Below are 21,968 nucleotides of genomic sequence, written 5' to 3'. Positions count from 1 at the left end.
AGACTGTAAAAAATTACAGTCTCTTTTTTGTGGTTAATAACAAATACAGCAGATCGATCTGTCCGGATTACACGCATCACCTACTCCCGGTCTGTTGGAAATTACTCCACCACCCGGTCCGCAAAGCGAGTTACAGTTTACAACAGGAACCTTCCCTCCTCCGCTAATCTGTTTCAAAGCTGATCTGTTAAGATTTTTTGATTTTAAAAAGTTTTTAGTCATGATTATATTTTTTAGTTATTATAAATATAAGTATATAATAATGAACTCATTAAAAATAAATCACAAAATATTGACAAAAACAATTATTATTTAGGAACATGTTGAAAACAATAGTCATTCCCAATCCGGGTGTAGTGTTTACATCTTGTTCCTGCTTTTGTTCTTCCCAGGCACTGGTTTCCTTTATTTACCCCATTTACCTTTTTTGGGCTGGAAGCAATTCTATACCCTGAAGATTGGGGTGGATTGCATATTTTACATGGTAGAAGGCCAATTTCCACAGCTTTATTTACCTCAAGACCGGAAGATACATTTTTCACCATTCTGCATGATGACACATGATATTTTGCACCTGACGGTGTTCTGTAGACCGTCTGTCCAAAGAGACTGACTGAAGTAAAGAGCAGTATGGAAATCAGGTATATCATTCACTGACTCCGAAGAACTCTCTCAAAGCTTCTACATTATTTTTGTCATTTCCGACAAATATTTCCTTATCGGTCATAAAAACAGGACGTTTCAAAAAAGTATAATGATCCAGAAGCAGGTCTTTAAAATCTTTTTCTTTCAAAGATTTTACATCCAGGCCTCTTAACTTGATCTGCGTAGATTTTTTACTGAACAGAGCTTCATAAGATTTTGTTTTTTCATACATCGCTTCCAGCTCTTCTTTTGTCATGGGCTCCTTTTTGATCTCACGAAGTTCCCAGTCTGTAAGATCAAACTGTGCTAAAATTTTTCTGCATGTATCGCATGTATTAAGATAGAATACTTTCTTCATTGTTATTTTAAATCTGTTATGGGTTAAATTTCCTTCTTCATTGAAGTTTGGTCTTTCAAAAGTAGGATTTAATCCAAAATTCTGGAAATTATTAAATAACTTTATTAAAATTTTATAAAGATGGAGAACAAACCAATCACTTTTCAGTTTATTTCGGAGCCTTCAGATGTGAATTACGGAGGAAATGTACATGGAGGAAGTGTCATGAAATGGATTGACCAGGCTGGTTATGCATGTGCGACCACATGGAGCGGGAATTATTCTGTAACAGTTTATGTAGGAGGTATCCGATTCTATGAACCGATCAAAATCGGGGAAGTGGTAAGAGTAGATGCTCAGGTGATTTATACAGGAAAATCAAGTATGCATATTTCGATCAACGTTTTTTCACGAAATCTAAAGCAGCCAACTTTTGACAAAAAGACCCATTGTATCATTGTTTTTGTAGCTGTAGATGAGAATGGTAAAAAACTTCCTGTTCCTGCCTGGGTCCCTGAAACTGAAGAAGAAAAGCAACAGGAACGGTATGCAAAACGTCTTATGGATCTGAGAACGCAGATTGAGGACGAGATGAAACCGTTCTTATAGATCAAAACCAACTGTTCTTCTCTTTTTATAAACCTGTATCCATGAAAAGAATTTATGTACTATCTACCCTGCTTTTTATTGTATCGATTCAATCACAGACCCATCAATTCACTTATCTTTTGCAATATAAGATAGATTCGACAGAAACTGGTTATGAAAAACTGAATATGCTTCTGGACATCAATCCGAAAGAGGTAAAATTTTATGGACAGAATTTAGCAGTAACCGATTCTCTGAATAAAAAATTTGGCACAGATAATAGTCATACTGATATGTCGGGACAGGTTGTGAAGAGAAAAATTAATACTTTTGATAATGAGAATTTCATTTCCATTAAAGAGGGTTATTATTCTTTTAAAACTACAGACAAGATCGGCTGGGTTATTTCTGATGAGACAAAAAAGGTTGAAAATTACAGCCTTCAAAAGGCCTCTACCAGATTTGGAGGAAGAGATTGGATTGCATGGTTCTGTAAAGATATCCCTTTTAATGAAGGTCCTTACAAATTTCGTGGACTTCCGGGAATCATTTTCGAGCTAATGGATTCAAAGAAAAATTTTGTTTACCATCTTGTAAAAAGCCAGAAACTGTCTGCTACTTATCCTACTGATGATTTTTTAGAATCCAATTTTGGAAATAAAGCAATCCCCATTAATGAGTCGCAGAAAAATAAACTGATGATGGATTTTTACAATGATCCTTTTGCATTTGAACGAAACAATTTCAGTAAAGCGAACCATGACTTAAAGATCAATATCAATGGAAAAGAGATCCATACCGTTGATGAACTGAATACCCAGACGAAAAATATGCAGGAGGTGATCAGGAAATACAACAATCCAATAGAAATAAACAAAGCTATTCATTACAAAGAATAAGTATTTTTGAAAATAAATTCTTATTTCTATATTTGCATAACAAAAGGAAATGGTGCTCTTCCTTACCCAACCGCTTTACAGAAGCTGATGACGCCTGATTAATAGATTATTAACCGATAACTAATCAGGATTATTATGTCAAAAAAACAGCGAACGCTACACAGAAAGTTAATTTTTCGAATTCAATTATTTTTCAGAAATTTTCCTGCCCTTCCCTATATTTTAAAATGGCTTTGTATCAGTATGATCATTGGCACTTTGGTAGGAACGGCTTCTGCAGGGTTTCTACAGTCTTTGAATTGGGCAACTGATTTCAGGGAAAATCATATCTGGATGATTGCACTGCTTCCTGTAGCTGGTTTTATCATTGGGCTCTTATACAATTATTACGGAAAGGAAGCAGAGGCAGGAAATAATTTGCTCATTGACAGTATTCATGATCCAAAAGAGATCATCCCTTTTAAAATGGCACCTTTCGTTTATCTTGGAACTATGGCTACGCATTTTTTTGGAGGTTCTGCCGGTCGTGAAGGGACAGCCCTTCAGATGGCGGGAGCTATTGCGGATCAGCTTAGCAAACCTTTTAAACTTGACAGAAATGAGAGAAGAATCCTTCTTATTGCAGCAATTGCTGCAGGTTTTGGATCTGTTTTCGGAACACCTTTAGCCGGTGCTGTTTTTGGGCTTGAAGTTTTTCTGATCGGAAGAATACGCTATAATGCCCTTTTCCCTGCTTTTGCCTCAGCAATTCTTGCAGACTGGGTTACCGATTTATGGAACGTCAAACATACACACTACCATATAGATTATATTCCTAAGCTTGAATTTCTACCTGTTTTATACAGTGTCTTGGCTGGAATTGCTTTTGGGATCTGTGCTGCAGGATTCAGCAGGAGCATTCACTGGATGGGTTCGGTTTTTAAATCTAAAATTAAATACCCTCCATTTCGTCCTGTGATCGGCGGGATTATGGTGGCTCTGGCAGTTTTTGCGATGGGAACTACAAGGTATATAGGATTAGGAATTCCTGTTATTTTGGAATCCTTTGAAAGGCCACTTCCAATGTATGATTTTGCGTTGAAAATGATCTTTACCTTAGTGACACTTTCTGCAGGATTTAAAGGTGGAGAAGTCACTCCTTTATTTTTTATCGGAGCTACACTCGGAAGTGCATTATCTTTATTTATTCCTCTACCGTTTGGGCTGCTTGCGGGAATGGGCTTTGTAGCTGTATTTGCCGGAGCTACCAATACCCCGCTTGCCTGTATGCTTATGGGTATCGAACTCTTTGGAGTAGAATCTGGCGTTTATATTGCTATTGCCTGTGTGATATCCTATCTACTTTCAGGGCATAACAGTATTTACACAAAACAAAAGATTGGTGAAGCAAAAAACAGGAGGTATGACAATGACCGGGATAGATCTATTTCCGATTTGTGATGGGTTACGAATGAAGTGATGTCTGGTTGAACGTTTAAAATAGATGTATAACTATTTTGCCGCAGACCGATTAGACAACCAGAAGGGTCTATCCGTATTATTTCATTAAATTTGTTAATCTTTAAGCCCCTATCATGTTCGATTACAGATTAAAAGTTTTTCATGCCGCTGCCTCAAGACTCAGTTTTACGAAAGCTTCCGAGGAACTCCATATTTCACAGCCGGCAGTGACCAAGCACATTAAAGAAATTGAAAGCCAGCTGGGTACGAAACTTTTTGACCGTAAAGGAACTTCGGTATATCTTACCCAAAGTGGAAGAATTTTATATGAATACGCAGAAAAAATACGCAATCTGTACCGTGATCTTGAATTTGAGATCAGTCAGGTCAATGAACAGCATAAAGGAAAACTGATCATCGGGGCCAGTACCAGTGTTGCCCAATATGTTTTACCTGAAATACTTGCAAAATTTAATACCTATTATAAAGATATTAAGATTGAGCTGATTGCACATAATACAGAAATTATTTCCGAACTTTTAAAGGAAGGGAAGATCGATCTGGGGATTATTGAAGGAGAATCACAGTCTTCTTTTTTTGATTATAAAATTTTTAAAGCGGATGAAATTGTTCTGACAGCCAAGGCCAATCATCCATTGGCTCATAAAACTTTAAGCTTAAAAGATCTTTATGAATTAAATCTGATCTTCCGGGAGCAGGGCTCCGGTACTTTGGAGTTTATTCAAAACCGCCTAAAGGAGAAGGGAATTGACACCTCAGAACTCCACACGGTCATGCAGCTGGGAAGCAGTGAAAGCATTAAAAACTATCTTTTACACTCTGATTGTATGGCCTTTCTTTCTATCAGCACCATTTTAAATGAATTAAAGAACAATACCCTTACCATCATAGATATCAAAAACTTCAGTATCGAACGAAATTTTCATTTTATTCTTCCGAAAGGGGAACAGTCTGAAATGATTAAGCTTTTTCTGAGATTTCTCAGGAATTAAGTATAAAGGAAAGGGATTAGTAGCAATTTAAAACTAAGGCTATCCGTTTGGATTTTAAACGGAATAAATGTCCATACTGAATTTTGCTTCGCAAATGAATAGTACATTTTTTGAGTAGACATCAAAATTTCAGAAAACAAATGCCAGATATGAACGGATCACTGATTCACTTAATTACTGTTAACAAGCAACTGGCAACTCCCCGATCTCAAAAGCTGAAGTCCATAACCAAAAGTTATCCAACATAACAAAATACAATTTACTTTGTAATACTATATTTCGGAATTTTGGAGTCTAAACTTATCGTATGAAAGACTTCTTCCAAAATGAAACGACGCGAAAAACTATTTTTATTATATTGGCTCTTGTATGCCTGACTCCATTGGTTTCCTCACCGATTGCACTGGCTCTGGGTTTTGGCTTGGCAGTACTCATCGGCAATCCTTTTGAAAAACACCTTCACAAATACATTCACCTGTTACTTCAGATCTCTATTGTAGGATTAGGCTTCGGACTTAAACTGAATGAAGCGCTTGATGCGGGAAAAACAGGCTTCCTATTAACGGTTGTCAGTATTTTTACAGTAATGATCCTGGGCTATATTTTAGGAAAGGTATTTAAGCTTGACAAAAAGCTGTCTTATCTGATCTCTGCGGGAACAGCTATCTGTGGGGGAAGTGCCATTGCAGCAGTCTCTCCTATTATAAAACCCAGTACAAAAGAAATTTCTTTAGGACTGGCTATTATTTTCACGCTAAATTCCGTGGCACTGTTTATTTATCCTGCTATTGGGCATCTTTTGCATCTTTCTCAGGAGCAGTTTGGGTTATGGTGTGCTGTGGGGATTCATGATACCAGTTCTGTGGTAGGTGCAGCGGGAAAATATGGAAACGAAGCTTTAAAAATAGCAACAACAGTAAAACTGGCCCGTGCTTTATGGATCATTCCGGTTTCGGTGATCACTATGTTTATTTTTAAAAATAAGCAATCTAAGATCAGGATACCTTGGTTTATAGGATGGTTTATTCTGGCTATTCTTCTAAATACCTATTTCCCGGTCTTTGACTATTTCAGTACATCTGTGACCAGTATCGCCAAATCAGGACTTAATCTTACTTTATTTTTTATTGGTTCTACTCTTTCGATCCAGACTTTAAAAACGATTGGTATCAAACCGCTTGCGGTGGCTGTGATTTTATGGATTACCATAAGCGTTGGGAGTCTTCTTTATATCATCAGCTAAAAGACAAAAACCCTTTGGAAGGTCCAAAGGGCTTTTGCGTATTAAATGTGGAAATGTTTATTTTTCTGACTGAGATACTTTCTTAAATTGCTGATTGGTCACAAGTATACACTTGTGGACAAGCAATATGCTGTACACAGTACCAAGGTCCGGTTACAGAACCTGAACAACTGCATCCGCAAAGTGATAAATCAGGCTTTCCGCTGATTCCTCCGATAATGTTCTTAAGATCTGCTTTTCTTAATTTCTTAGCGTTTTTCATAGTGATAAATGATTTGGTTTGAGATTAAAAATTATAGTTTTGTTACTTTTCAAAGTTAAACAAATATTAATTATTCGCAACATAATTTAAATAAAATTTAAATAATTCCCTGATACCATTGTCTTTATTACATTATAAACGAAATCATGATCGTTAACATTTCTTAAACAGTTATGTGATTCTGCTATTTCAAACAGCTTTGATGTCCAACTGTCCAGAAGAATGGCAACAGGTTTTTTTGAAAGAAGTTGTGATTTGTTCCAAAGACTCTTAAGCCCTGCTAAAAAAACCTTTCAATTACTTGAAAGGTTTTACTGATTCTTTTTATTAACAGGTCATTACCTGCAGGCATTTTTTATATTTCACACAATATGACGGGCCTGTCACTGCTCCTGTACAGCTGCAGCCACATTTTGAAAGATCCGGGATGATTGCTCCTCCGACTCCCCCAATAATGTTTTTAAGGTCATCCTTTTTCAACTTTTTTGCTCTTTTTAAAATTTCCTGTGACATGATGTTTTGATTTTAATTAAACAATAGAATTAAGTTCCTTTACTTTCAAAAGTAAACAATTACTGATTATTTAAGACATAACAAAATGTTAATTTATTCATTTTCTTACACTTATAAGTCCACCCATTACAGCCAAACAGCTATATTACTCGGTAAATTCCAGGTCTTTGTTGTGGGTTTCCGAAATGGTGAGGGATGAATAGAAAGCAAGTCCAAACACAACAATACCTACAATGGCTGCACTAATGATGACCGTAAAATTATTTTTCAAGAGATCAAAGGCAAGAATCATCAAAGGTACCAGGCCTCTTACCATATTGGGGACGGTTGTTGTTGCCGTATTTCTGATGTTAGTTCCAAACTGTTCTGCTGCCAGAGTGACAAACATCGCCCAATAGCCTGTGCCCAAGCCCAGCCAAACACAGAACATATAGTATTTTGTTTCTGTATTGGTATTCCCGAACAACATGACCGCAACTCCTAATATTGTGAACAGTAACATATAAAAAATAGCCATTTTCCGGGATTTCAATGCATGGGAAATAAAGCCGCTCATGAGGTCACCGACAGAAATCCCCACATAAGCCCACATAATGGCTTTTCCCGGATTAAGATCCTTTATTCCTAATTCAGGGGCAAACTGATTGGCTAAAACGGCAAGAATCCCTATACAGTACCAGGTAGGTAATCCTACCGCAATACATTTAAGATATCTGGTCAAACGGTCTTTATTGGTAAAGAAGGAGAGAAAATTTCCTTTGGAAACACTTTTATGAACAATATTCTTATAAATACCGGATTCTGAAACACTGATTCTCAGTAACAGCAGCATAATTCCCATGATTCCTCCGATGATGTAAGAAATATTCCAGCCACCGGCGAGTTCCACAGTAAGCTGAGCTACAACAGCACCCATCAGCCCAAATCCGGCTACAACAGAAGTTCCGATAGCTCTTAAATTCTTCGGCAGACTTTCAGAAACGAGGGTAATTCCTGCTCCAAGCTCTCCGGCGAGTCCTATTCCTGCGATAAACCTTAAACCGGCATATTGATACACCAAATGCTCTTTGGGAAAATAAGGTAAAAATCCACAGGCGATATTGGCTAACGAATAGACTAAGATGGAACCAAAAAGTACGGAAAGTCTTCCTTTTTTGTCTCCAAAGATTCCCCAGAACACTCCACCAATCAGAAGTCCAACCATCTGACAGTTGAGGATAAAGGTTCCGTCAGCATCAGGATTCAAACCTAACGCTTTTAAACTGGGAATTCTGACGATTCCGAATAAAAGGAGGTCATAGATATCTACAAAATAGCCCAGAGCTGAAATAATAACAGGGATCGAAAAGATGTACTTGAGTTTTGAAGACAAAGACAGTTCTTGCATTTTTAAGTTTTGATAAAAATAAAAAACCTTTCAATTTCTTGAAAGGTTTTTATAAAATATCTTTATTCTGTTATTATCTGGCAATATTCACAGCTCTCGTCTCTCTGATTACTGTTACTTTTACCTGTCCCGGATAGGTCAGTTCATTCTGAATTTTTTCAGAGATATCGTAAGAAAGCTGATTAGCAACTTCGTCATTCACTTTTCCACTTTCTACCATTACTCTCAGTTCTCTACCTGCCTGGATCGCATAAGCGCTTGATACGCCATCGAAACTTAATGCAGCAGATTCAAGATCTTTCAGTCTCTGAATATAAGATTCAAGTACCTGTCTTCTTGCTCCCGGTCTTGCTCCTGAGATCGCATCGGCAACCTGGATGATCGGTGATAATAATGACTTCATTTCAATTTCGTCATGGTGCGCTCCGATTGCATTAACAACTTCTGCATTTTCACCATATTTTTCAGCCCACTGCATTCCTAATAGAGCGTGAGGAAGTTCAGACTCCTGCTCAGGAACTTTACCAATATCGTGCAATAGACCTGCTCTTTTAGCTAATTTCACGTTCAATCCTAATTCAGCAGCCATGGTCGCAGCAATATTTGCTACTTCTCTTGAGTGCTGCAATAGGTTTTGCCCATAAGAAGAACGGTATTTCATTCTACCGATGATCTTGATCAGTTCCGGGTGTAATCCGTGGATACCTAAATCAATGATCGTTCTTTTTCCTACTTCAATGATCTCTTCTTCGATCTGCTTTTTAGTTTTTTCTACTACTTCCTCGATTCTTGCCGGGTGGATTCTACCATCCGTTACCAATCTGTGAAGGGATAATCTTGCGATCTCTCTTCTCACTGGATCAAAACATGAAAGAAGGATAGCTTCCGGGGTATCATCAACGATGATTTCCACTCCTGTCATAGCTTCTAAAGCACGGATATTTCTACCTTCTCTACCAATAATCCTTCCTTTTACTTCATCAGACTCAATATTGAAAACAGATACTGAATTTTCAATAGCCTGTTCTGTTCCTATTCTCTGAATGGTTTGGATAACGATTTTTCTGGCTTCATTCTTAGCATTTAATTGCGCTTCTTCCATGATCCCCTGAACGTGTGCCTGGGCTCTTGTTTTAGCTTCAGCTTTCATGGTTTCTACCAATTCTGCTTTGGCTTCTTCTGCCGTGTAATTGGAAATTTTTTCCAGAATCTCCACTTTCTTCGTCGTAGCTACATCAAGTTCCTGCTGTTTTCTCTCCAGGATTTCGTTTTTCTTGGCATAATCTGCAATCTGCTTGTCCAGATCTTTTTCAAGTTTTCCAGTTTTGCTGAGCTCGTCATTAAGCTTGTGTTCTTTGTCTTTGGTTCTTTTTTCTACTTCCTGCATTTTTCTCTCACGAGATTGGATATCTGCATCGTGCTGAGATTTCAGTTCCAGGAATTTTTCTTTGGCCTGTAGGTTCTTTTCTTTCTTTATGGATTCAGCTTGAACATTTGCTTTTTCTATAAGGTTTTCGGCATTTTTCTTTGCATCATCTACAATAAATTTTGCCTTTGTATTCAGCGAGCTCTTAGAGAAAAGAATCCCTATCACCGCGCCAATAACTAAGCAAATAACGCCGACTATAATGGCTGTTGTCATAATATATATTGAGTTTTAATTGTCTTACACTTATCTAAATAAAAAAAACCTACAACAATTCAGGGATTGAGAGTAAACTCCTAATCAACACGATTTGAACTGATTTCCTCTGTCTGTAATCCGGGAAGACCCGGCACGCCATTCAGCGGACATTTGCTCGGTAATTGTTTAGCGTTGAGTTTACCTTAAATGTGTTAGAATTATTGTAGGCAGTCTGATGGGAAAAAAAATCTATTTCCCAATTTCATTCAACGACTGATTAATCTTCACTAATCTTTCGTTGGTAGAATTTATATTTTTTTCGTAGTTCAGAGAAACGACTTCAGCGTTGGTTCCCAATTTAAGGGCACACATAGCCAAAGCATCTTGTTTGTCTCTTACATCGAAGTTCTGTTCAAAATCTTTAATCATATTTTCGATCTGCTTTCCTACCTTACGCAGAGTTTCCTCCTCTGCTGCCGGTACGTTCAGCGGATATACCCTTCCTGCAATGTTGATGGTTATTCTTCTTACATCCATTATAATCCACTGTTTTGAAGCTGTGCAATACAGAAGTCAATTTCTTTTACCAATCTGTTGATATGGTTTTTCATTAACCTGTTGTGTTCAGGATTCCCTGATATTGCTGAATAAAGTTTTATATTTTTTTGTTCTTCTGCTAATACCTGATTTCTTCTCCTTTCCTCATCATATTTCGTTTTCAGTTCTTCATGCTCCACACTTAGGTCTGATAATCTTTCAGTAAGATTTTTATAATTCTTTTGTAAAAGGAAAATCTTTCTTTCTAATTCTGAAAAATTGTTTTCTAAATCTTGAAGCATTTCAGGTTTTCTATATTCTAACTAGTAGCAAAAATAAAAAAATAATAACAGTAACAAAAATAAATGTCTCTATATTTTGATTTGGTTACAAAAAAGGAGATGCAGATGCACCTCCTTTTGTATTTTTATTGAATATATTTTATTCAAATTTCAGAACAAACATAACCGCTCTCGTCTGAAGCGTAGACATTGCCGTTGCCCAGTAAGGAGGTGTAGTCGCGTTATCAGCCACTTTCTCATTGTTCATGAAGAAAGTTCCTCTCACCGCTGGAGTCAGTTTAAATTTATTGAAATAAAACTGGATTCCCACTTCCGCCGACCATGCAAAATTATGTGTCGTGGATCTGAAAACCTGCTGCATGTTGTCATCTTCAGAATCTGAATTAGACTGAAGGTTCACAATATAATTTACCCCTGCCGCAATATAAGGTCTTGAATTGTACCATCTCTGACCGTGAAGTTCCAATAATACGGGCACATCAACCAGGGTAGATTTAATTTCTCTTACTTTATCTTTCTCTGTTAAAGCAATTGGGAAAAAAGGCGGATTAGTTAGTGTTCCAGCTGCATACTGGTCGTTGGACTGGGTATTAAAAGTCAACTGCCTTTGAGCAAATTGCAAGCCTGGCTCCAATCTTAAATCCAGATAGTCATTCAGTCTCCACTTGGCGATCAAACCTGCCCCGAAACTGTAGCTTTCTCTAGATTTAACAAGATTCTGATTACCTTCCGCACCATATCTTGGATGAAGGACGATACGGTAGTCTAGCCTGTTGCCGTTCAAATAAAAACCCCAACTGAATTTTTGCTCGTCAAAGTCTTCCAACTTATCCATTCTGTTTCGGGTTCTGAATTGTGCATCTGCAAAAACTGCAATGTTAACTGAGGCTAAAACCAGTGCTCTTAATAGAAATTTATTCATAGGTTACTTTGTTGCTTTATAAATTGTGGCTATACCTAAACTTAGCTTTTTATATTCTACTTTCTTAAATCCTGTATCTAAAAGAATTTGCTTCATCTTTTCCCCGAAAGGAAAAGCATTTACAGAATCCGGAAGGTATGTATACGCCCTATTATCTTTGGATACCAATCTGCCGATGGCAGGTAATATGTTTCTGAAATAAAACATATAAAATGGACCTAAGAACCCCTCAACCTTTGAAAACTCCAGTATATAAACACTCTTGTTATCTTTAACTACTCTTCTTAATTCTGCTAAACCTTTGGTAAGGTTTTCAAAATTCCTCACTCCAAATGCAACGGAAACAGCATCAAATCTATTGTCCTCGAAAGGTAAATTTTCTGCATCCCCTTTTTGCATGGAAATTTTGCCGTCTAATTTAAGTTTTTTTATTTTAATAACGCCAACATTCAGCATTTGTTGTGATAAATCCAAACCAATTACTTTTGCATCGGTTCCTTTTTCAATTGTGATTGCTAAATCTCCCGTTCCTGTAGCGACATCCAGCACTTCCTGCGGGTTGTCTTTTTTCATCATTTTCACCAATGTATTTCTCCATAAAACATCAATTTTCATAGATAAAACATGATTCAGAAGGTCATACTTCGGTGCAATATTGTCGAACATATCCTCTACCTGGCTCTTTTTGGTAGCCTCAGAATTGTAGGGAGTAACTTTGGTAATATCTTTTGTCAAAACTTAAAACTTGTAATATTCTTTGTAATAATTTAGGAAATCCTGCTTTCTGAAGATCTTTGATCTTGATTCTACTTTTTGAATATTCTTGATCAACTGATCGTAATCTTCATCTACATTGTAGTAAAAATCTTCGGTGTACAGCTTGTTGAAGTATCTTGCTCCCCCAAAATAAACTTTTCCGTCAATTGTGATTTTGTTCAGGGTCAAAAGTAATGAATCTTTTTTAAGATTGTATCCATAATATTGATCATTAATATAATAATCCTGATGGGCAATGTTTATCAGACCACGGATCTTATTCACCTCAAATGCAGAATCATAAAGCATTTTTTTGTTCTGATCAAATACCTTGATCGAATTTTTTCCCTGTTTAACATCCACATGAACGAATTGCCCCGCCGAAATAATTCCTTCAGAACCGTTATTGATCTTAAAATAATAAGTATTGGGAGTAGGGTTGTCTACCAGAAAATAATTTTTCTTTGCCAAAAAAAAGAAGTAGACCCCAAAGGCAACGATAAACACCACAGCTGCAATAAGTAAGCCTTTTAAGGACGAGTTGTTTTTCATACGCTTGTAAAGTACAATTTTTGCAAATTTAATAATATTTTTAATTCTCTGTTATTAATATTAATTATTAACTTTGCATCTTTAAAAAATCATTTAAACGAATGCCGAATACGATCATTATTGGTTCCGGATCCTATATTCCTAACAGAGTTATTGGTAGAGACTATTTCATGGATTCTGAATTCTACACTGAAGACGGAGTTAAGATTGATAAACCTGCAGAAGAAACCATTGCAAAGTTTGTAGAAATCACAGAAATAGAAAACAGGAGATTTATAGAAGACGATCTTTCCAACTCACAGATCGGTTACGAAGCTGCAAAAGCGGCCTTGGAGGACGCTAAAACAGACGGCGAAGAACTTGACTATATTATTTACGCAAGCAACTTTGGAGAAGTTACTGTAGACGGATATGTGAATTTCATGCCCAATATGGCAGCAAGAGTGAAAAACAAACTGGGTATTAAAAACAGAAAATGTGTCACTTATGATATGATTTTCGGATGTCCGGGATGGGTAGAAGCGATGATCCTTGCAGACAATCTGATCAAAGCAAAAGCAGCAAAAACTATTCTTGTAGTAGGAGCAGAAACGTTAAGCCGTGTTACAGACCCGCACGACAGAAACAGAATGATCTTTGCTGATGGTGCAGGTGCAGTGATTGTACAGGCTACAGATCAGGAAAACGTAGGTATTATTGCCCACAACACCATCTGCGACAACGGTCCTGAATTATGCTATCTGGAAAACGCTCCATCTATTAATGAAAATGTAGACCAGAGACGCCTTTACGTAAGAATGCAGGGTAGAAAAATCTATGAATATGCACTTAAAAATGTCCCTTCTGCAATCAAGGAAACTATTGGAGACGCAGGGCTTTCTATTGAAGATATTGATAAAATCCTTATCCACCAGGCTAATGCCAAGATGGATTACGCAATGATCGAAAGACTTCACAAACTTTACGATGTGAAAGATTACGACCATGCCATTTCCCCTATGACGATCCAGAACCTTGGAAATACATCTGTAGCAACCATTCCTACCATGTATGATTTAATAATTAAAGGAAAAATGGAAGGTCAAACGTTTAAAGATAAAGGTAACATTGTGATGACTTCGGTAGGTGCCGGAATGAACATCAATGCTATCGTTTACAGATTTCCTTAAAAATATTAATAAATAAAAATATTAAGCACAGGGAAACATATTCTTTGTGCTTTTTTTAGATTTTATCATGCAGAGAAATTTTTTAATCATTGCCGCTATCTTCCTCGTACTGGAGATTTATATCTATCAGGCTATAAGGACCTTAACTGACAATTTCTGGATAAGACTTGGATATTGGATGGTATCTTTGGCTGTTTACGGAATCTTCGCGTATGAGGTAACTCATTTCCAACGGTCAGACAGAAGTTCAATGAGGGCTCAGATCGCCATTTCATTATTCCTGATTTTTATTCTTCCTAAAGTTTTCATCGTTCTGTTTTTATTAATTGATGATATTTTCAGAACCGGAGGATATCTGATCGGATTAACACAGCCGAAAGAAAATTTCTTCCCCGAAAGACGTAAGTTTCTAAGCATTGTAGGACTGGGTCTTGGTGGTGTTCTTTCTGCTCTTTTCATCGATGGGATCACATTCGGAAAATACAGGCATACGGTAAGAAGAATAAAAGTAAAAATTCCGGGACTTTCAAAAAAATTCAAAGGCTATAAGGTAATCCAGATCTCTGATGTCCACAGCGGCAGTTTTTCAGATCCATCTAAGCTGCAACACGCTGTCGATCTGATCAATGAACAGAATCCGGACCTTGTTCTTTTCACGGGAGATATGGTGAATAATATTGCCGATGAATTCAAACCGTTCATTCCATTGTTCTCAAAGATTAAAGCAAAAGACGGGAAACTGGCAGTGCTTGGAAATCACGACTATGGTGATTACGTGACATGGACGTCTCTTGATGCTAAAAAGAAAAATCTCGACACGCTTATCGAATATGAAAAACAGGCAGGTTTTGACATGCTGAGAAATGAAAACAGAGTGATCGACAGAGATGGAGAGAAGCTTTACATTCTTGGTGTGGAAAACTGGGGACTGAAACCATTCCCTCAATTCGGGAAAATAGATGACGCTCTGAAAGGCGTACCGGAATCTGCTCCAAAGATTCTCATGAGCCATGATCCTACTCATTTCGATTATGTTGTCAAAAAGCACCCAGGAAACATCCACCTGACTCTTTCAGGACATACCCATGGAATGCAATTTGGCATTGATCTGAAAAACGTAAAATGGTCTCCGGTACAGTACCGCTATCCAAAATGGGCTGATTTGTATGAAAGTGAAGGTAAGTTCCTGTATGTAAACAGAGGCTTTGGAGTACTGGGATACCCGGGAAGAGTGGGTGTATTACCGGAAATCACGTTATTTGAGCTTAGCTAGTTGCGGTTCTAAGGTGAAAGAATTTTGAAGTGAAGGAGATAGCAGCTGAGTTTAAGATGAAAATCATGTTTTCTGTTGTTAAACAATTCTAACGGGATTGACCATTAGTAAACAAACTCTATAATCTTTGTTCTTAGTTCGTGGCTCTTAAAAAAAATACTATTCACTTGCGAAGCAGAATTCACAATTGAAAAAGATCAGGTTTCAAACTGCAGCACCAGTCTAAAAAATATAATCTTTCATACGGGAAGTCGCCATGTCATTCTCGTTGATCCAGGTAAGGAGGGCATCTAATTTGTCCTCCATTTTTTTGCCCGAAAATAAACTTCTGTAGTATGGAATGTCAAATTTATATTTTTTGAAATCCGTGAACTGCCAGGAATTAATATAAACCAAAACAAAGTCATCATTTTTCAATGTTTCAAAGACCATATTCCTGTAATATTTCATCGGTAAGATCTGAAACATAAAATCATTATAAGGCAATTGAAAGTAGGGAGAAATACTTTCCGGAACAATACTTAATCCATCTTCTTCTGTGATCTCAGTATTCCTTTTTAAACGTTTAAAGGGAAAGAGAATATTTGCATTGTCGATATTGGACACGTAGTTAAATTCCAAAAGTTTTAAACTATCCTGAGGTTGCTTAAAATCTTTTTGGCGGATTCCCCGAATCTGTTTTTCCAAAAGAGCCTGTATATTTTTTTTTGTTTCTTCAATTTGTTGAAGACTTGAATCTTTATTATAAAAAGCAATTTCATGCCCTTTGGATGAAATTGCTTTTATTAAATTCTGCAGTTTTTCTGCGATAGAAATCTCTACAAAAAAACTGGCTTTTATATCATGAATATCTAAAATACGAAGAATTGCTTTGGTATTATCTACAGTGATCTTTAATCTTTCGACATCAGAAATTTCTACAGTCTTTTGGTCTGCAGCCTCGATATTCAAGATGTTAAAAGTCAATAAAATCATTTAAATTAAATTTTAGATAAAATATATAATATATTAAAAATCAGATGTTAAAATAACAATTATTTAAACTTAAACTTTAAATAATTACTTTTTCTCCAATTTTACTTTAAGATTCTTGATCATATCCTTCGTCATTTCAGAAATTCCGAAATCATAAGTCAATCCCCAGTCTTTTTTAGCTACAGAATCATCAATTGAAGCTGGCCATGAATCTGCGATTGCCTGTCTGAAATCTGGCTTATAATCGATTGAAAAAGCAGGTATTTCTTTCTTGATTTCTTCTGCCAGTTCTTTCGGTGTAAATGACATTCCTCCTAAATTATAAGACGAACGAACTGTAAGACTTTCTTTCGGAGCATCCATTAATTTCAAAGTGGCATTGATTGCATCATCCATATAAAGCATAGGCATTCCTGTATCTTCAGAAATAAAACTGGTGTATTTCCCTTCCTCGATCGCTTCATAAAAAATCTCAACAGCATAATCTGTAGTACCACCTCCTGCAGGTGTCTTCCATGAAATAAGACCGGGATATCTGATACTTCTTACATCCACTCCATATTTATCAAAATAATATTCGCACCATTTTTCTCCAGCCATTTTAGAAATTCCATATACCGTAGTAGGATTTAAAACGACATCCTGCCCTACATTCTGTTTTGGAATTCCTTTTCCAAATACAGCGATTGAACTTGGCCAGAAGATCTTTTTAAGAAGCCCTTCCTTTGCCAGTTCGCAAAAATGAAGAAGAGGTTCAAGATTAAGCTTCCAAGCGAAAATAGGCTGCTTTTCTGAAGTTCCTGACAAAAGTGATGCTAAGTGGTAAACAGTAGTGATTTCATAATCTTTGACCACCTGTCTTACCAGCTGTGTATTGGTAACATCCATTCTTTCATAGTGTCCTGCAGCAGTAATTCCTTTCTGCCATCTGTCCAGTCCTGATGCTACTACATTGTCAGCTCCATGAATTTCAACAAGTCTGTTCGTCAATTCGGTGCCGATCTGTCCCAGAGCACCCGTAATCAATATTCTTTCCGTATAGGATTCCATTTTTAGATATTTTTTAGAGTTGTACAAAAGTAAAAAAATCATGCTAATCATAAGAATAAAGAAGGGCTTAAAAACAGAATCCAATCTGCATCAGAAAAAAAATAATATTTGTAAGAAATCAATAATATCCATCATTCCCTAAAAACTCATTAACAATTCACCATCTTACCCTGAAATATCTCTATCAATCATATCATACACAACCATTCCATTTGTTTAATCTGCAACTGTTTACATTAAAAAAATATCTATTTTTGTTTTAAACAAAATCTTATGAAGAAGTTTTTTATTGCAGCAATACTGTTTGCGGGTAATGCTTACTGGGCACAGTTCACTGATTTCAATATTATAAAAGAAGTAAAAGTCAAAAATAAAGGCGCAGTAGTGTCTGCACATCCGCTTGCCAGTGAAGCGGGTGCTACAATCATGAAGATGGGAGGAAATGCCTACGACGCTGTTGTAGCTACACAATATGCACTTGCCGTAGTGTATCCTCAGGCTGGAAATATCGGCGGCGGTGGATTTTTAGTGGGGGTTAAAAACAATGGAGAAAAATTCACACTCGACTACCGGGAAACAGCTCCGAAGAAAGCATCCAGAGATATGTATGTTGACAAAAACGGAAAGGCCGATACCGATCTCTCTCAATATGGAAGACTGGCAGTGGGCATACCGGGAAGTATCGCAGGATTTTTTGCGACTTTAAAATACTGTAAACTTCCGATGGACAAAATTATTCAGCCTGCCATTGATCTGGCTGAAAAGGGGTTTGCCATCACCGAAATGGAAGCCGATATGCTGAATACACACAAAGAAAAATTCCTTAAACACAATACGTCTTCCATCGTATTTGTAAAAGATATTCCCTGGAAAGCCGGTGATATTTTGGTTCAGAAAGAACTGGCTGCCACATTGAGGCTAATTCAGAAACAGGGAGCAAAAGGTTTTTATGAAGGAAAGACAGCCCAGCTTATGATTTCAGAAATGAAAAAAGGGAATGGAATTATCACTTTGGAAGATCTTAAAAATTACAAGACGGCCGAAAGAAAACCTTTGGAGTTTGATTACAAAGGAAACCGAGTGGTAACAATGCCTCTTCCATCAAGCGGTGGTGTATTGCTTGCCCAGATGCTGACAATGGCCGGATATGAAAACCTTGAAAAGTACCAGCAGAATTCAACGGAGGCTGTTCAGATCATGACAGAAGCTGAAAGAAGAGCTTTTGCGGATCGCGCAGAATACATGGGTGATCCTGATTTCATTGAAGATAAAACCGCTTATCTGACTTCTGATGCTTATTTAAAAAACAGGTGGAAAAGTTTCAGCTTCAGCAAAGCTACCCCAAGCTCAGAGGTCGGAAAAATTATCAGCCAACCCAATGAATCAACACAGACTACCCACATATCAGTGATAGATAAAGACGGAAATGCGGCTTCTGTAACGACTACCCTTAATGGATATTACGGGAGCAAAGTGGTCGTTTCCGGAGCAGGATTCTTTTTAAACAACGAAATGGATGACTTCTCTATTAAACCGGGAGTTCCGAATATGTTTGGAGCCGTAGGTGGAGAAGCCAATTCTATCCAACCTAACAAAAGGATGCTTTCATCAATGACACCTACTATTTTGCTTAAAAATGGAAAACCTTATATGGTTGTCGGAACTCCCGGAGGGACTACCATCCCTACGTCTGTGTATCAGTCAATAGTAAACGTGGTAGATTTCAAACTGAATGCGAATATCTCCGTGAATGCCCCGAAGTTTCATCACCAGTGGCTTCCGGAAAAAATTACCGTGGAAAATAATTTTCCTGAAAGCACTATTGCAGCGCTCAAGAGTAAAAATTATGTGATTGAAAAAATAAAATACATCGGAAAAACAGAACTGATCCTGATGGATGACAACGGAAATATTCATGCAGTGGCAGATGGCCGCGGGGATGATTCTGTTGCCGTAGAATAGATTGGCCACACGGGCTATGAATGCTTCGACCCCACTCATGATCACGTATTTATCAATGCTGTCATACTGAGTGGAGTTGAAGCATTTTTATTTTCACCCAATACAAAATAAAACATCATATTTTATTGAATTCACTTAATTCATATTCCATCCCAAAACTTAAATAACAACTGAAAACCTGTATAACCTACTTCATCTTTCTTTTTTCCATCTTTTTGCAAAATCATCAAATTAACTGACTTTCGTCATGTTTTAAGATAAAAATTCTTAATTTTCCGGCTTCAAAATCTAAAAAAGAATCCTTTGAAAGCGAAACAATTCTATCATCAGCTTTATTTTCAGGTCATTATTGCCATCGTAGCCGGTATACTTTTAGGAAATTTCTATCCTGAACTTGGTGAAAAAATGAAACCTCTCGGTGATGGGTTTATCAAACTGGTGAAAATGATCATCGCTCCGGTGATCTTTATTACCCTGACCCTGGGTATTGCTCATATGACCGATCTTAAAAAAGTCGGACGTATTGCCGTAAAGGCAATGATCTATTTCTTTACGTTTTCTACTTTAGCCCTGATCATCGGACTGATCGTAGGAAATATTCTACAGCCGGGACACGGATTAAATATTGACCCCGCTACTCTATCCGGCGATGTTTCACAATATCAGCAGAAAGCCCACGACACTACCCTGACCGGTTTTATCATGAATATTATTCCTGAAACGCTTTTCAGTCCACTGGTCGGTGAAAATATACTTCAGGTACTTCTGGTAGCTATTTTAATGGGGGTTGCTCTGGTTTTAACCAAAGAGAAAAGTCAGAAGGTAACTGACTTTTTGCAGGATTTGTCCACTCCGATTTTCAAAATTGTCCATATGCTGATGAAGCTGGCACCCATCGGGGCTTTTGGAGCTATGGCTTTCACCATCGGAAAGTATGGCCTTCATTCGGTACTGAACCTGATATTCTTAGTTGGAACCTTTTATATTACGTCTATTCTTTTTGTAGTATTGGTTTTGGGAGCAGTTGCCTGGTACAATGGATTCAGTATTTTTAAATTGATGTTTTATCTGAAAGAGGAGCTTCTTTTGGTTTTGGGAACGAGTTCTTCGGAGTCTGCTCTTCCGGGAATTATGGAAAAACTGGAAAAAGCCGGCTGCTCGAGAGCTATTGTTGGACTGGTCGTTCCTACCGGATATTCCTTCAATCTTGATGGAACCAATATTTACATGACGCTGGCTTCTCTCTTTATCGCTCAGGCTCTGAATATTGATCTCTCCTTAGAAAAACAGCTAATGCTTCTTTTCGTAGCGATGTTAAGTTCAAAAGGGGCAGCAGGTGTTACCGGAGCAGGATTTGTAACTCTCGCTGCTACACTGGCTGTTGTTCCCGAAATCCCGATTGCAGGAATGACATTAATACTAGGAATCGATAAATTTATGAGCGAATGCAGAGCTTTAACAAACGTAATTGGAAATTCTGTGGCTACGGTAGTGGTAGCAAACTGGGAAAAGCAATTAGATAAAGAACAGTTACAATATTGTCTGAATCATCCTGCGGAAATCGAGAAAAAACTGGAAGTCTGATATTTTTGAAGGTATTTTTAAGATGACAATACCTTCCGACTTATACAAGAATATTTAAACTTGCAGGCAAGACTTTCACATGAACCGGTGATTCAATTTTATTAAATTCACCATCGAGATGCCAGTTCTTAGTCGTTACTTTAAATGAGATTTCCGAAACAGGAAGATAGGTTACATATTCATCATCTTTCAGTCTTTTGGTAAACATTCTGAAAGCAAAAAGGGCTGAATAAGTCAATGGAAATTTTTTTACAAGAACCATATCAACCAATCCATCACTTTTACTTGCATTGGGAGCAATATAAGCGTTATTTCCAAACTGTCGGGTGTTGGCAATATTCAGCATGAGGTATCTTCCGTTGTACTGCTTATACGCCTCATCAGAAAACTGAACCTTGATCGGTTTATAATTAAAGAATGTTTTGAGTGATACTTTAATGTAATTTTTGAATCCCCGGCTGGTTTTTTCGAATTCTTTGACCACTTTTCCATCAAAACCGGTTCCGGAAACGTTGATGGATAACTTGTCATTAACCGTAAATGTATCAATCTTTCTGAAAGATCCGGCTTTGATTTTTTCTAAAAGTTCGTCTAAATTTTTATTAAATTTAGTTTCATTGGAGAAGCCGTTACCAGATCCCGCCGGAAATATTGCCAGGATCTTATCAGTATTGATAAGATTTCTTGCTACGGTTGAAATTGTTCCATCCCCTCCAATCGCTACAAAAATATCGACATTATCAAAATTTGCCCTGATAAAATCATCTGTCCCTGGTATAGATTCAGAGATATAATACAAAGGGTTATCTACCTTTTTTTTGAGTTCGTCAAGAAAAGGCTGATAGTTTTTTTTGGCCGAAAAAGGATTAATGATAAAAGCTGCTTTTTCCATTACCGCAAAAATAGAAAATGCTTCCTGATGTGGAAGCATTAAT

At 37.2% G+C, this 21,968-nt stretch carries 24 protein-coding genes and 1 riboswitch; of the genes, 9 read left to right on the top strand and 15 right to left on the bottom strand.

The window, feature by feature from the left end; translation table 11 throughout:
* Positions 1–33: 33 nt before the first annotated feature.
* From IW16_RS10365 to IW16_RS10355, 3 genes are all read right to left on the bottom strand, one after another.
* A complete protein-coding gene (locus IW16_RS10365; protein ID WP_034743421.1) occupies positions 34–222 on the bottom strand; it encodes a hypothetical protein in 189 nt (62 codons plus the stop codon).
* 86 nt (positions 223–308) lie between these two features.
* The gene (locus tag IW16_RS10360; RefSeq protein WP_034743418.1) at positions 309–650 is read right to left on the bottom strand and encodes a hypothetical protein; all 342 of its coding nucleotides are present in this window, start codon (positions 648–650) and stop codon (positions 309–311) included.
* On the bottom strand, positions 647–1,003 hold the full coding sequence (locus tag IW16_RS10355; protein WP_034743416.1) for an arsenate reductase family protein: 357 nt from the start codon (positions 1,001–1,003) through the stop codon (positions 647–649). The genes IW16_RS10360 and IW16_RS10355 overlap by 4 nt, the downstream gene beginning before the upstream one ends.
* 120 nt (positions 1,004–1,123) lie before the next feature.
* On the opposite strand from IW16_RS10355, the gene IW16_RS10350 reads away from it, so the two are divergent.
* The 5 genes from IW16_RS10350 (at position 1,124) to IW16_RS10330 (ending at position 6,165) form a co-directional block, all read left to right on the top strand.
* Positions 1,124–1,591 (top strand): acyl-CoA thioesterase, encoded by a 468-nt coding sequence (locus tag IW16_RS10350; protein ID WP_034743414.1) that lies wholly within the window; start codon positions 1,124–1,126, stop codon positions 1,589–1,591.
* Between the two features lie 41 nt (positions 1,592–1,632).
* Complete coding sequence (locus tag IW16_RS10345) at positions 1,633–2,469, top strand: GLPGLI family protein (protein ID WP_084694527.1); 837 nt, start codon at positions 1,633–1,635, stop codon at positions 2,467–2,469.
* Positions 2,470–2,505: 36 nt separating this feature from the next.
* Positions 2,506–2,573: riboswitch (Fluoride riboswitch) on the top strand.
* A 31-nt stretch (positions 2,574–2,604) separates the two neighbouring features.
* Complete coding sequence (locus IW16_RS10340; RefSeq protein ID WP_084694526.1) at positions 2,605–3,909, top strand: voltage-gated chloride channel family protein; 1,305 nt, start codon at positions 2,605–2,607, stop codon at positions 3,907–3,909.
* Between the two features lie 134 nt (positions 3,910–4,043).
* Positions 4,044–4,922, top strand: a complete 879-nt coding sequence (locus tag IW16_RS10335) for a LysR family transcriptional regulator (protein ID WP_034743408.1) — start codon at positions 4,044–4,046, stop codon at positions 4,920–4,922.
* 307 nt (positions 4,923–5,229) lie between these two features.
* A complete protein-coding gene (locus IW16_RS10330; RefSeq protein WP_034743405.1) occupies positions 5,230–6,165 on the top strand; it encodes a YeiH family protein in 936 nt (311 codons plus the stop codon).
* An 82-nt stretch (positions 6,166–6,247) separates the two neighbouring features.
* On the opposite strand, the gene IW16_RS10325 is transcribed toward IW16_RS10330, so the two are convergent.
* From IW16_RS10325 to IW16_RS10285, 9 genes are all read right to left on the bottom strand, one after another.
* Complete coding sequence (locus tag IW16_RS10325; protein ID WP_034743402.1) at positions 6,248–6,427, bottom strand: hypothetical protein; 180 nt, start codon at positions 6,425–6,427, stop codon at positions 6,248–6,250.
* A gap of 327 nt (positions 6,428–6,754) precedes the next feature.
* The gene (locus IW16_RS10320) at positions 6,755–6,940 is read right to left on the bottom strand and encodes a hypothetical protein (RefSeq protein ID WP_034743398.1); all 186 of its coding nucleotides are present in this window, start codon (positions 6,938–6,940) and stop codon (positions 6,755–6,757) included.
* A gap of 145 nt (positions 6,941–7,085) precedes the next feature.
* Entirely contained in the window at positions 7,086–8,327 is a 1,242-nt protein-coding gene (locus tag IW16_RS10315; protein WP_034743395.1) for an MFS transporter, read from the bottom strand.
* A gap of 73 nt (positions 8,328–8,400) precedes the next feature.
* Positions 8,401–9,969 carry a ribonuclease Y gene (gene rny / locus IW16_RS10310; RefSeq protein ID WP_034743392.1) on the bottom strand — a complete coding sequence of 523 codons (1,569 nt, stop codon included), beginning with the start codon at positions 9,967–9,969 and terminating at the stop codon, positions 8,401–8,403.
* Positions 9,970–10,200: 231 nt separating this feature from the next.
* Positions 10,201–10,488, bottom strand: coding sequence for a cell division protein ZapA (locus tag IW16_RS10305; protein ID WP_034743389.1), 288 nt, complete (start codon positions 10,486–10,488; stop codon positions 10,201–10,203).
* Entirely contained in the window at positions 10,488–10,790 is a 303-nt protein-coding gene (locus tag IW16_RS10300; RefSeq protein ID WP_034743386.1) for a hypothetical protein, read from the bottom strand. Before IW16_RS10300 ends, IW16_RS10305 begins: the two co-directional genes overlap by 1 nt.
* Positions 10,791–10,929: 139 nt before the next feature.
* Positions 10,930–11,712, bottom strand: coding sequence for a type IX secretion/gliding motility protein PorT/SprT (gene porT, locus IW16_RS10295; RefSeq protein ID WP_034743384.1), 783 nt, complete (start codon positions 11,710–11,712; stop codon positions 10,930–10,932).
* Between the two features lie 3 nt (positions 11,713–11,715).
* Positions 11,716–12,447 carry a bifunctional demethylmenaquinone methyltransferase/2-methoxy-6-polyprenyl-1,4-benzoquinol methylase UbiE gene (gene ubiE, locus IW16_RS10290; protein ID WP_034743381.1) on the bottom strand — a complete coding sequence of 244 codons (732 nt, stop codon included), beginning with the start codon at positions 12,445–12,447 and terminating at the stop codon, positions 11,716–11,718.
* Positions 12,448–12,450: 3 nt separating this feature from the next.
* Positions 12,451–13,020 (bottom strand): hypothetical protein, encoded by a 570-nt coding sequence (locus IW16_RS10285; RefSeq protein WP_034743380.1) that lies wholly within the window; start codon positions 13,018–13,020, stop codon positions 12,451–12,453.
* A 101-nt stretch (positions 13,021–13,121) separates the two neighbouring features.
* Between IW16_RS10285 and IW16_RS10280 the strand changes: the two genes are divergently transcribed.
* Both IW16_RS10280 and IW16_RS10275 read left to right on the top strand, forming a co-directional pair.
* Entirely contained in the window at positions 13,122–14,189 is a 1,068-nt protein-coding gene (locus IW16_RS10280) for a 3-oxoacyl-ACP synthase III family protein (protein ID WP_034743378.1), read from the top strand.
* Positions 14,190–14,256: 67 nt separating this feature from the next.
* Positions 14,257–15,462: a metallophosphoesterase gene (locus IW16_RS10275; RefSeq protein ID WP_034743376.1), complete on the top strand. Its 1,206-nt coding sequence runs from the start codon at positions 14,257–14,259 to the stop codon at positions 15,460–15,462.
* 222 nt (positions 15,463–15,684) lie between these two features.
* On the opposite strand, the gene IW16_RS10270 is transcribed toward IW16_RS10275, so the two are convergent.
* Together IW16_RS10270 and IW16_RS10265 are read right to left on the bottom strand one after the other, a co-directional pair.
* The gene (locus IW16_RS10270) at positions 15,685–16,437 is read right to left on the bottom strand and encodes a polysaccharide deacetylase family protein (RefSeq protein ID WP_034743374.1); all 753 of its coding nucleotides are present in this window, start codon (positions 16,435–16,437) and stop codon (positions 15,685–15,687) included.
* Between the two features lie 84 nt (positions 16,438–16,521).
* Positions 16,522–17,487: an NAD-dependent epimerase/dehydratase family protein gene (locus tag IW16_RS10265; protein WP_034743372.1), complete on the bottom strand. Its 966-nt coding sequence runs from the start codon at positions 17,485–17,487 to the stop codon at positions 16,522–16,524.
* A gap of 273 nt (positions 17,488–17,760) precedes the next feature.
* Between IW16_RS10265 and ggt the strand changes: the two genes are divergently transcribed.
* Together ggt and IW16_RS10255 are read left to right on the top strand one after the other, a co-directional pair.
* Positions 17,761–19,449 (top strand): gamma-glutamyltransferase, encoded by a 1,689-nt coding sequence (gene ggt, locus IW16_RS10260; protein ID WP_034743370.1) that lies wholly within the window; start codon positions 17,761–17,763, stop codon positions 19,447–19,449.
* 303 nt (positions 19,450–19,752) lie between these two features.
* A complete protein-coding gene (locus IW16_RS10255; protein ID WP_034743367.1) occupies positions 19,753–21,033 on the top strand; it encodes a dicarboxylate/amino acid:cation symporter in 1,281 nt (426 codons plus the stop codon).
* Positions 21,034–21,073: 40 nt separating this feature from the next.
* On the opposite strand, the gene IW16_RS10250 is transcribed toward IW16_RS10255, so the two are convergent.
* On the bottom strand, positions 21,074–21,925 hold the full coding sequence (locus tag IW16_RS10250; RefSeq protein WP_034744205.1) for a diacylglycerol/lipid kinase family protein: 852 nt from the start codon (positions 21,923–21,925) through the stop codon (positions 21,074–21,076).
* Positions 21,926–21,968: the final 43 nt, after the last annotated feature.

Source organism: Chryseobacterium vrystaatense (assembly GCF_000737765.1).
Classification (GTDB): domain Bacteria; phylum Bacteroidota; class Bacteroidia; order Flavobacteriales; family Weeksellaceae; genus Chryseobacterium; species Chryseobacterium vrystaatense.
Note: the sequence above shows the minus strand (reverse complement) of the source record. Positions and strands in the feature narration are given on the sequence as shown.

What these genes read in the sequence shown, in the direction of transcription:
- IW16_RS10365 (WP_034743421.1), bottom strand. Translation starts at nt 222, where the DNA reads ATGACTAAAAACTTTTTAAAATCAAAAAATCTTAACAGATCAGCTTTG.
- IW16_RS10360 (WP_034743418.1), bottom strand. Translation starts at nt 650, where the DNA reads ATGATATACCTGATTTCCATACTGCTCTTTACTTCAGTCAGTCTCTTT.
- IW16_RS10355 (WP_034743416.1), bottom strand. Translation starts at nt 1,003, where the DNA reads ATGAAGAAAGTATTCTATCTTAATACATGCGATACATGCAGAAAAATT.
- IW16_RS10350 (WP_034743414.1), top strand. Translation starts at nt 1,124, where the DNA reads ATGGAGAACAAACCAATCACTTTTCAGTTTATTTCGGAGCCTTCAGAT.
- IW16_RS10345 (WP_084694527.1), top strand. Translation starts at nt 1,633, where the DNA reads ATGAAAAGAATTTATGTACTATCTACCCTGCTTTTTATTGTATCGATT.
- IW16_RS10340 (WP_084694526.1), top strand. Translation starts at nt 2,605, where the DNA reads ATGTCAAAAAAACAGCGAACGCTACACAGAAAGTTAATTTTTCGAATT.
- IW16_RS10335 (WP_034743408.1), top strand. Translation starts at nt 4,044, where the DNA reads ATGTTCGATTACAGATTAAAAGTTTTTCATGCCGCTGCCTCAAGACTC.
- IW16_RS10330 (WP_034743405.1), top strand. Translation starts at nt 5,230, where the DNA reads ATGAAAGACTTCTTCCAAAATGAAACGACGCGAAAAACTATTTTTATT.
- IW16_RS10325 (WP_034743402.1), bottom strand. Translation starts at nt 6,427, where the DNA reads ATGAAAAACGCTAAGAAATTAAGAAAAGCAGATCTTAAGAACATTATC.
- IW16_RS10320 (WP_034743398.1), bottom strand. Translation starts at nt 6,940, where the DNA reads ATGTCACAGGAAATTTTAAAAAGAGCAAAAAAGTTGAAAAAGGATGAC.
- IW16_RS10315 (WP_034743395.1), bottom strand. Translation starts at nt 8,327, where the DNA reads ATGCAAGAACTGTCTTTGTCTTCAAAACTCAAGTACATCTTTTCGATC.
- rny (WP_034743392.1), bottom strand. Translation starts at nt 9,969, where the DNA reads ATGACAACAGCCATTATAGTCGGCGTTATTTGCTTAGTTATTGGCGCG.
- IW16_RS10305 (WP_034743389.1), bottom strand. Translation starts at nt 10,488, where the DNA reads ATGGATGTAAGAAGAATAACCATCAACATTGCAGGAAGGGTATATCCG.
- IW16_RS10300 (WP_034743386.1), bottom strand. Translation starts at nt 10,790, where the DNA reads ATGCTTCAAGATTTAGAAAACAATTTTTCAGAATTAGAAAGAAAGATT.
- porT (WP_034743384.1), bottom strand. Translation starts at nt 11,712, where the DNA reads ATGAATAAATTTCTATTAAGAGCACTGGTTTTAGCCTCAGTTAACATT.
- IW16_RS10285 (WP_034743380.1), bottom strand. Translation starts at nt 13,020, where the DNA reads ATGAAAAACAACTCGTCCTTAAAAGGCTTACTTATTGCAGCTGTGGTG.
- IW16_RS10280 (WP_034743378.1), top strand. Translation starts at nt 13,122, where the DNA reads ATGCCGAATACGATCATTATTGGTTCCGGATCCTATATTCCTAACAGA.
- IW16_RS10275 (WP_034743376.1), top strand. Translation starts at nt 14,257, where the DNA reads ATGCAGAGAAATTTTTTAATCATTGCCGCTATCTTCCTCGTACTGGAG.
- IW16_RS10270 (WP_034743374.1), bottom strand. Translation starts at nt 16,437, where the DNA reads ATGATTTTATTGACTTTTAACATCTTGAATATCGAGGCTGCAGACCAA.
- IW16_RS10265 (WP_034743372.1), bottom strand. Translation starts at nt 17,487, where the DNA reads ATGGAATCCTATACGGAAAGAATATTGATTACGGGTGCTCTGGGACAG.
- ggt (WP_034743370.1), top strand. Translation starts at nt 17,761, where the DNA reads ATGAAGAAGTTTTTTATTGCAGCAATACTGTTTGCGGGTAATGCTTAC.
- IW16_RS10250 (WP_034744205.1), bottom strand. Translation starts at nt 21,925, where the DNA reads ATGGAAAAAGCAGCTTTTATCATTAATCCTTTTTCGGCCAAAAAAAAC.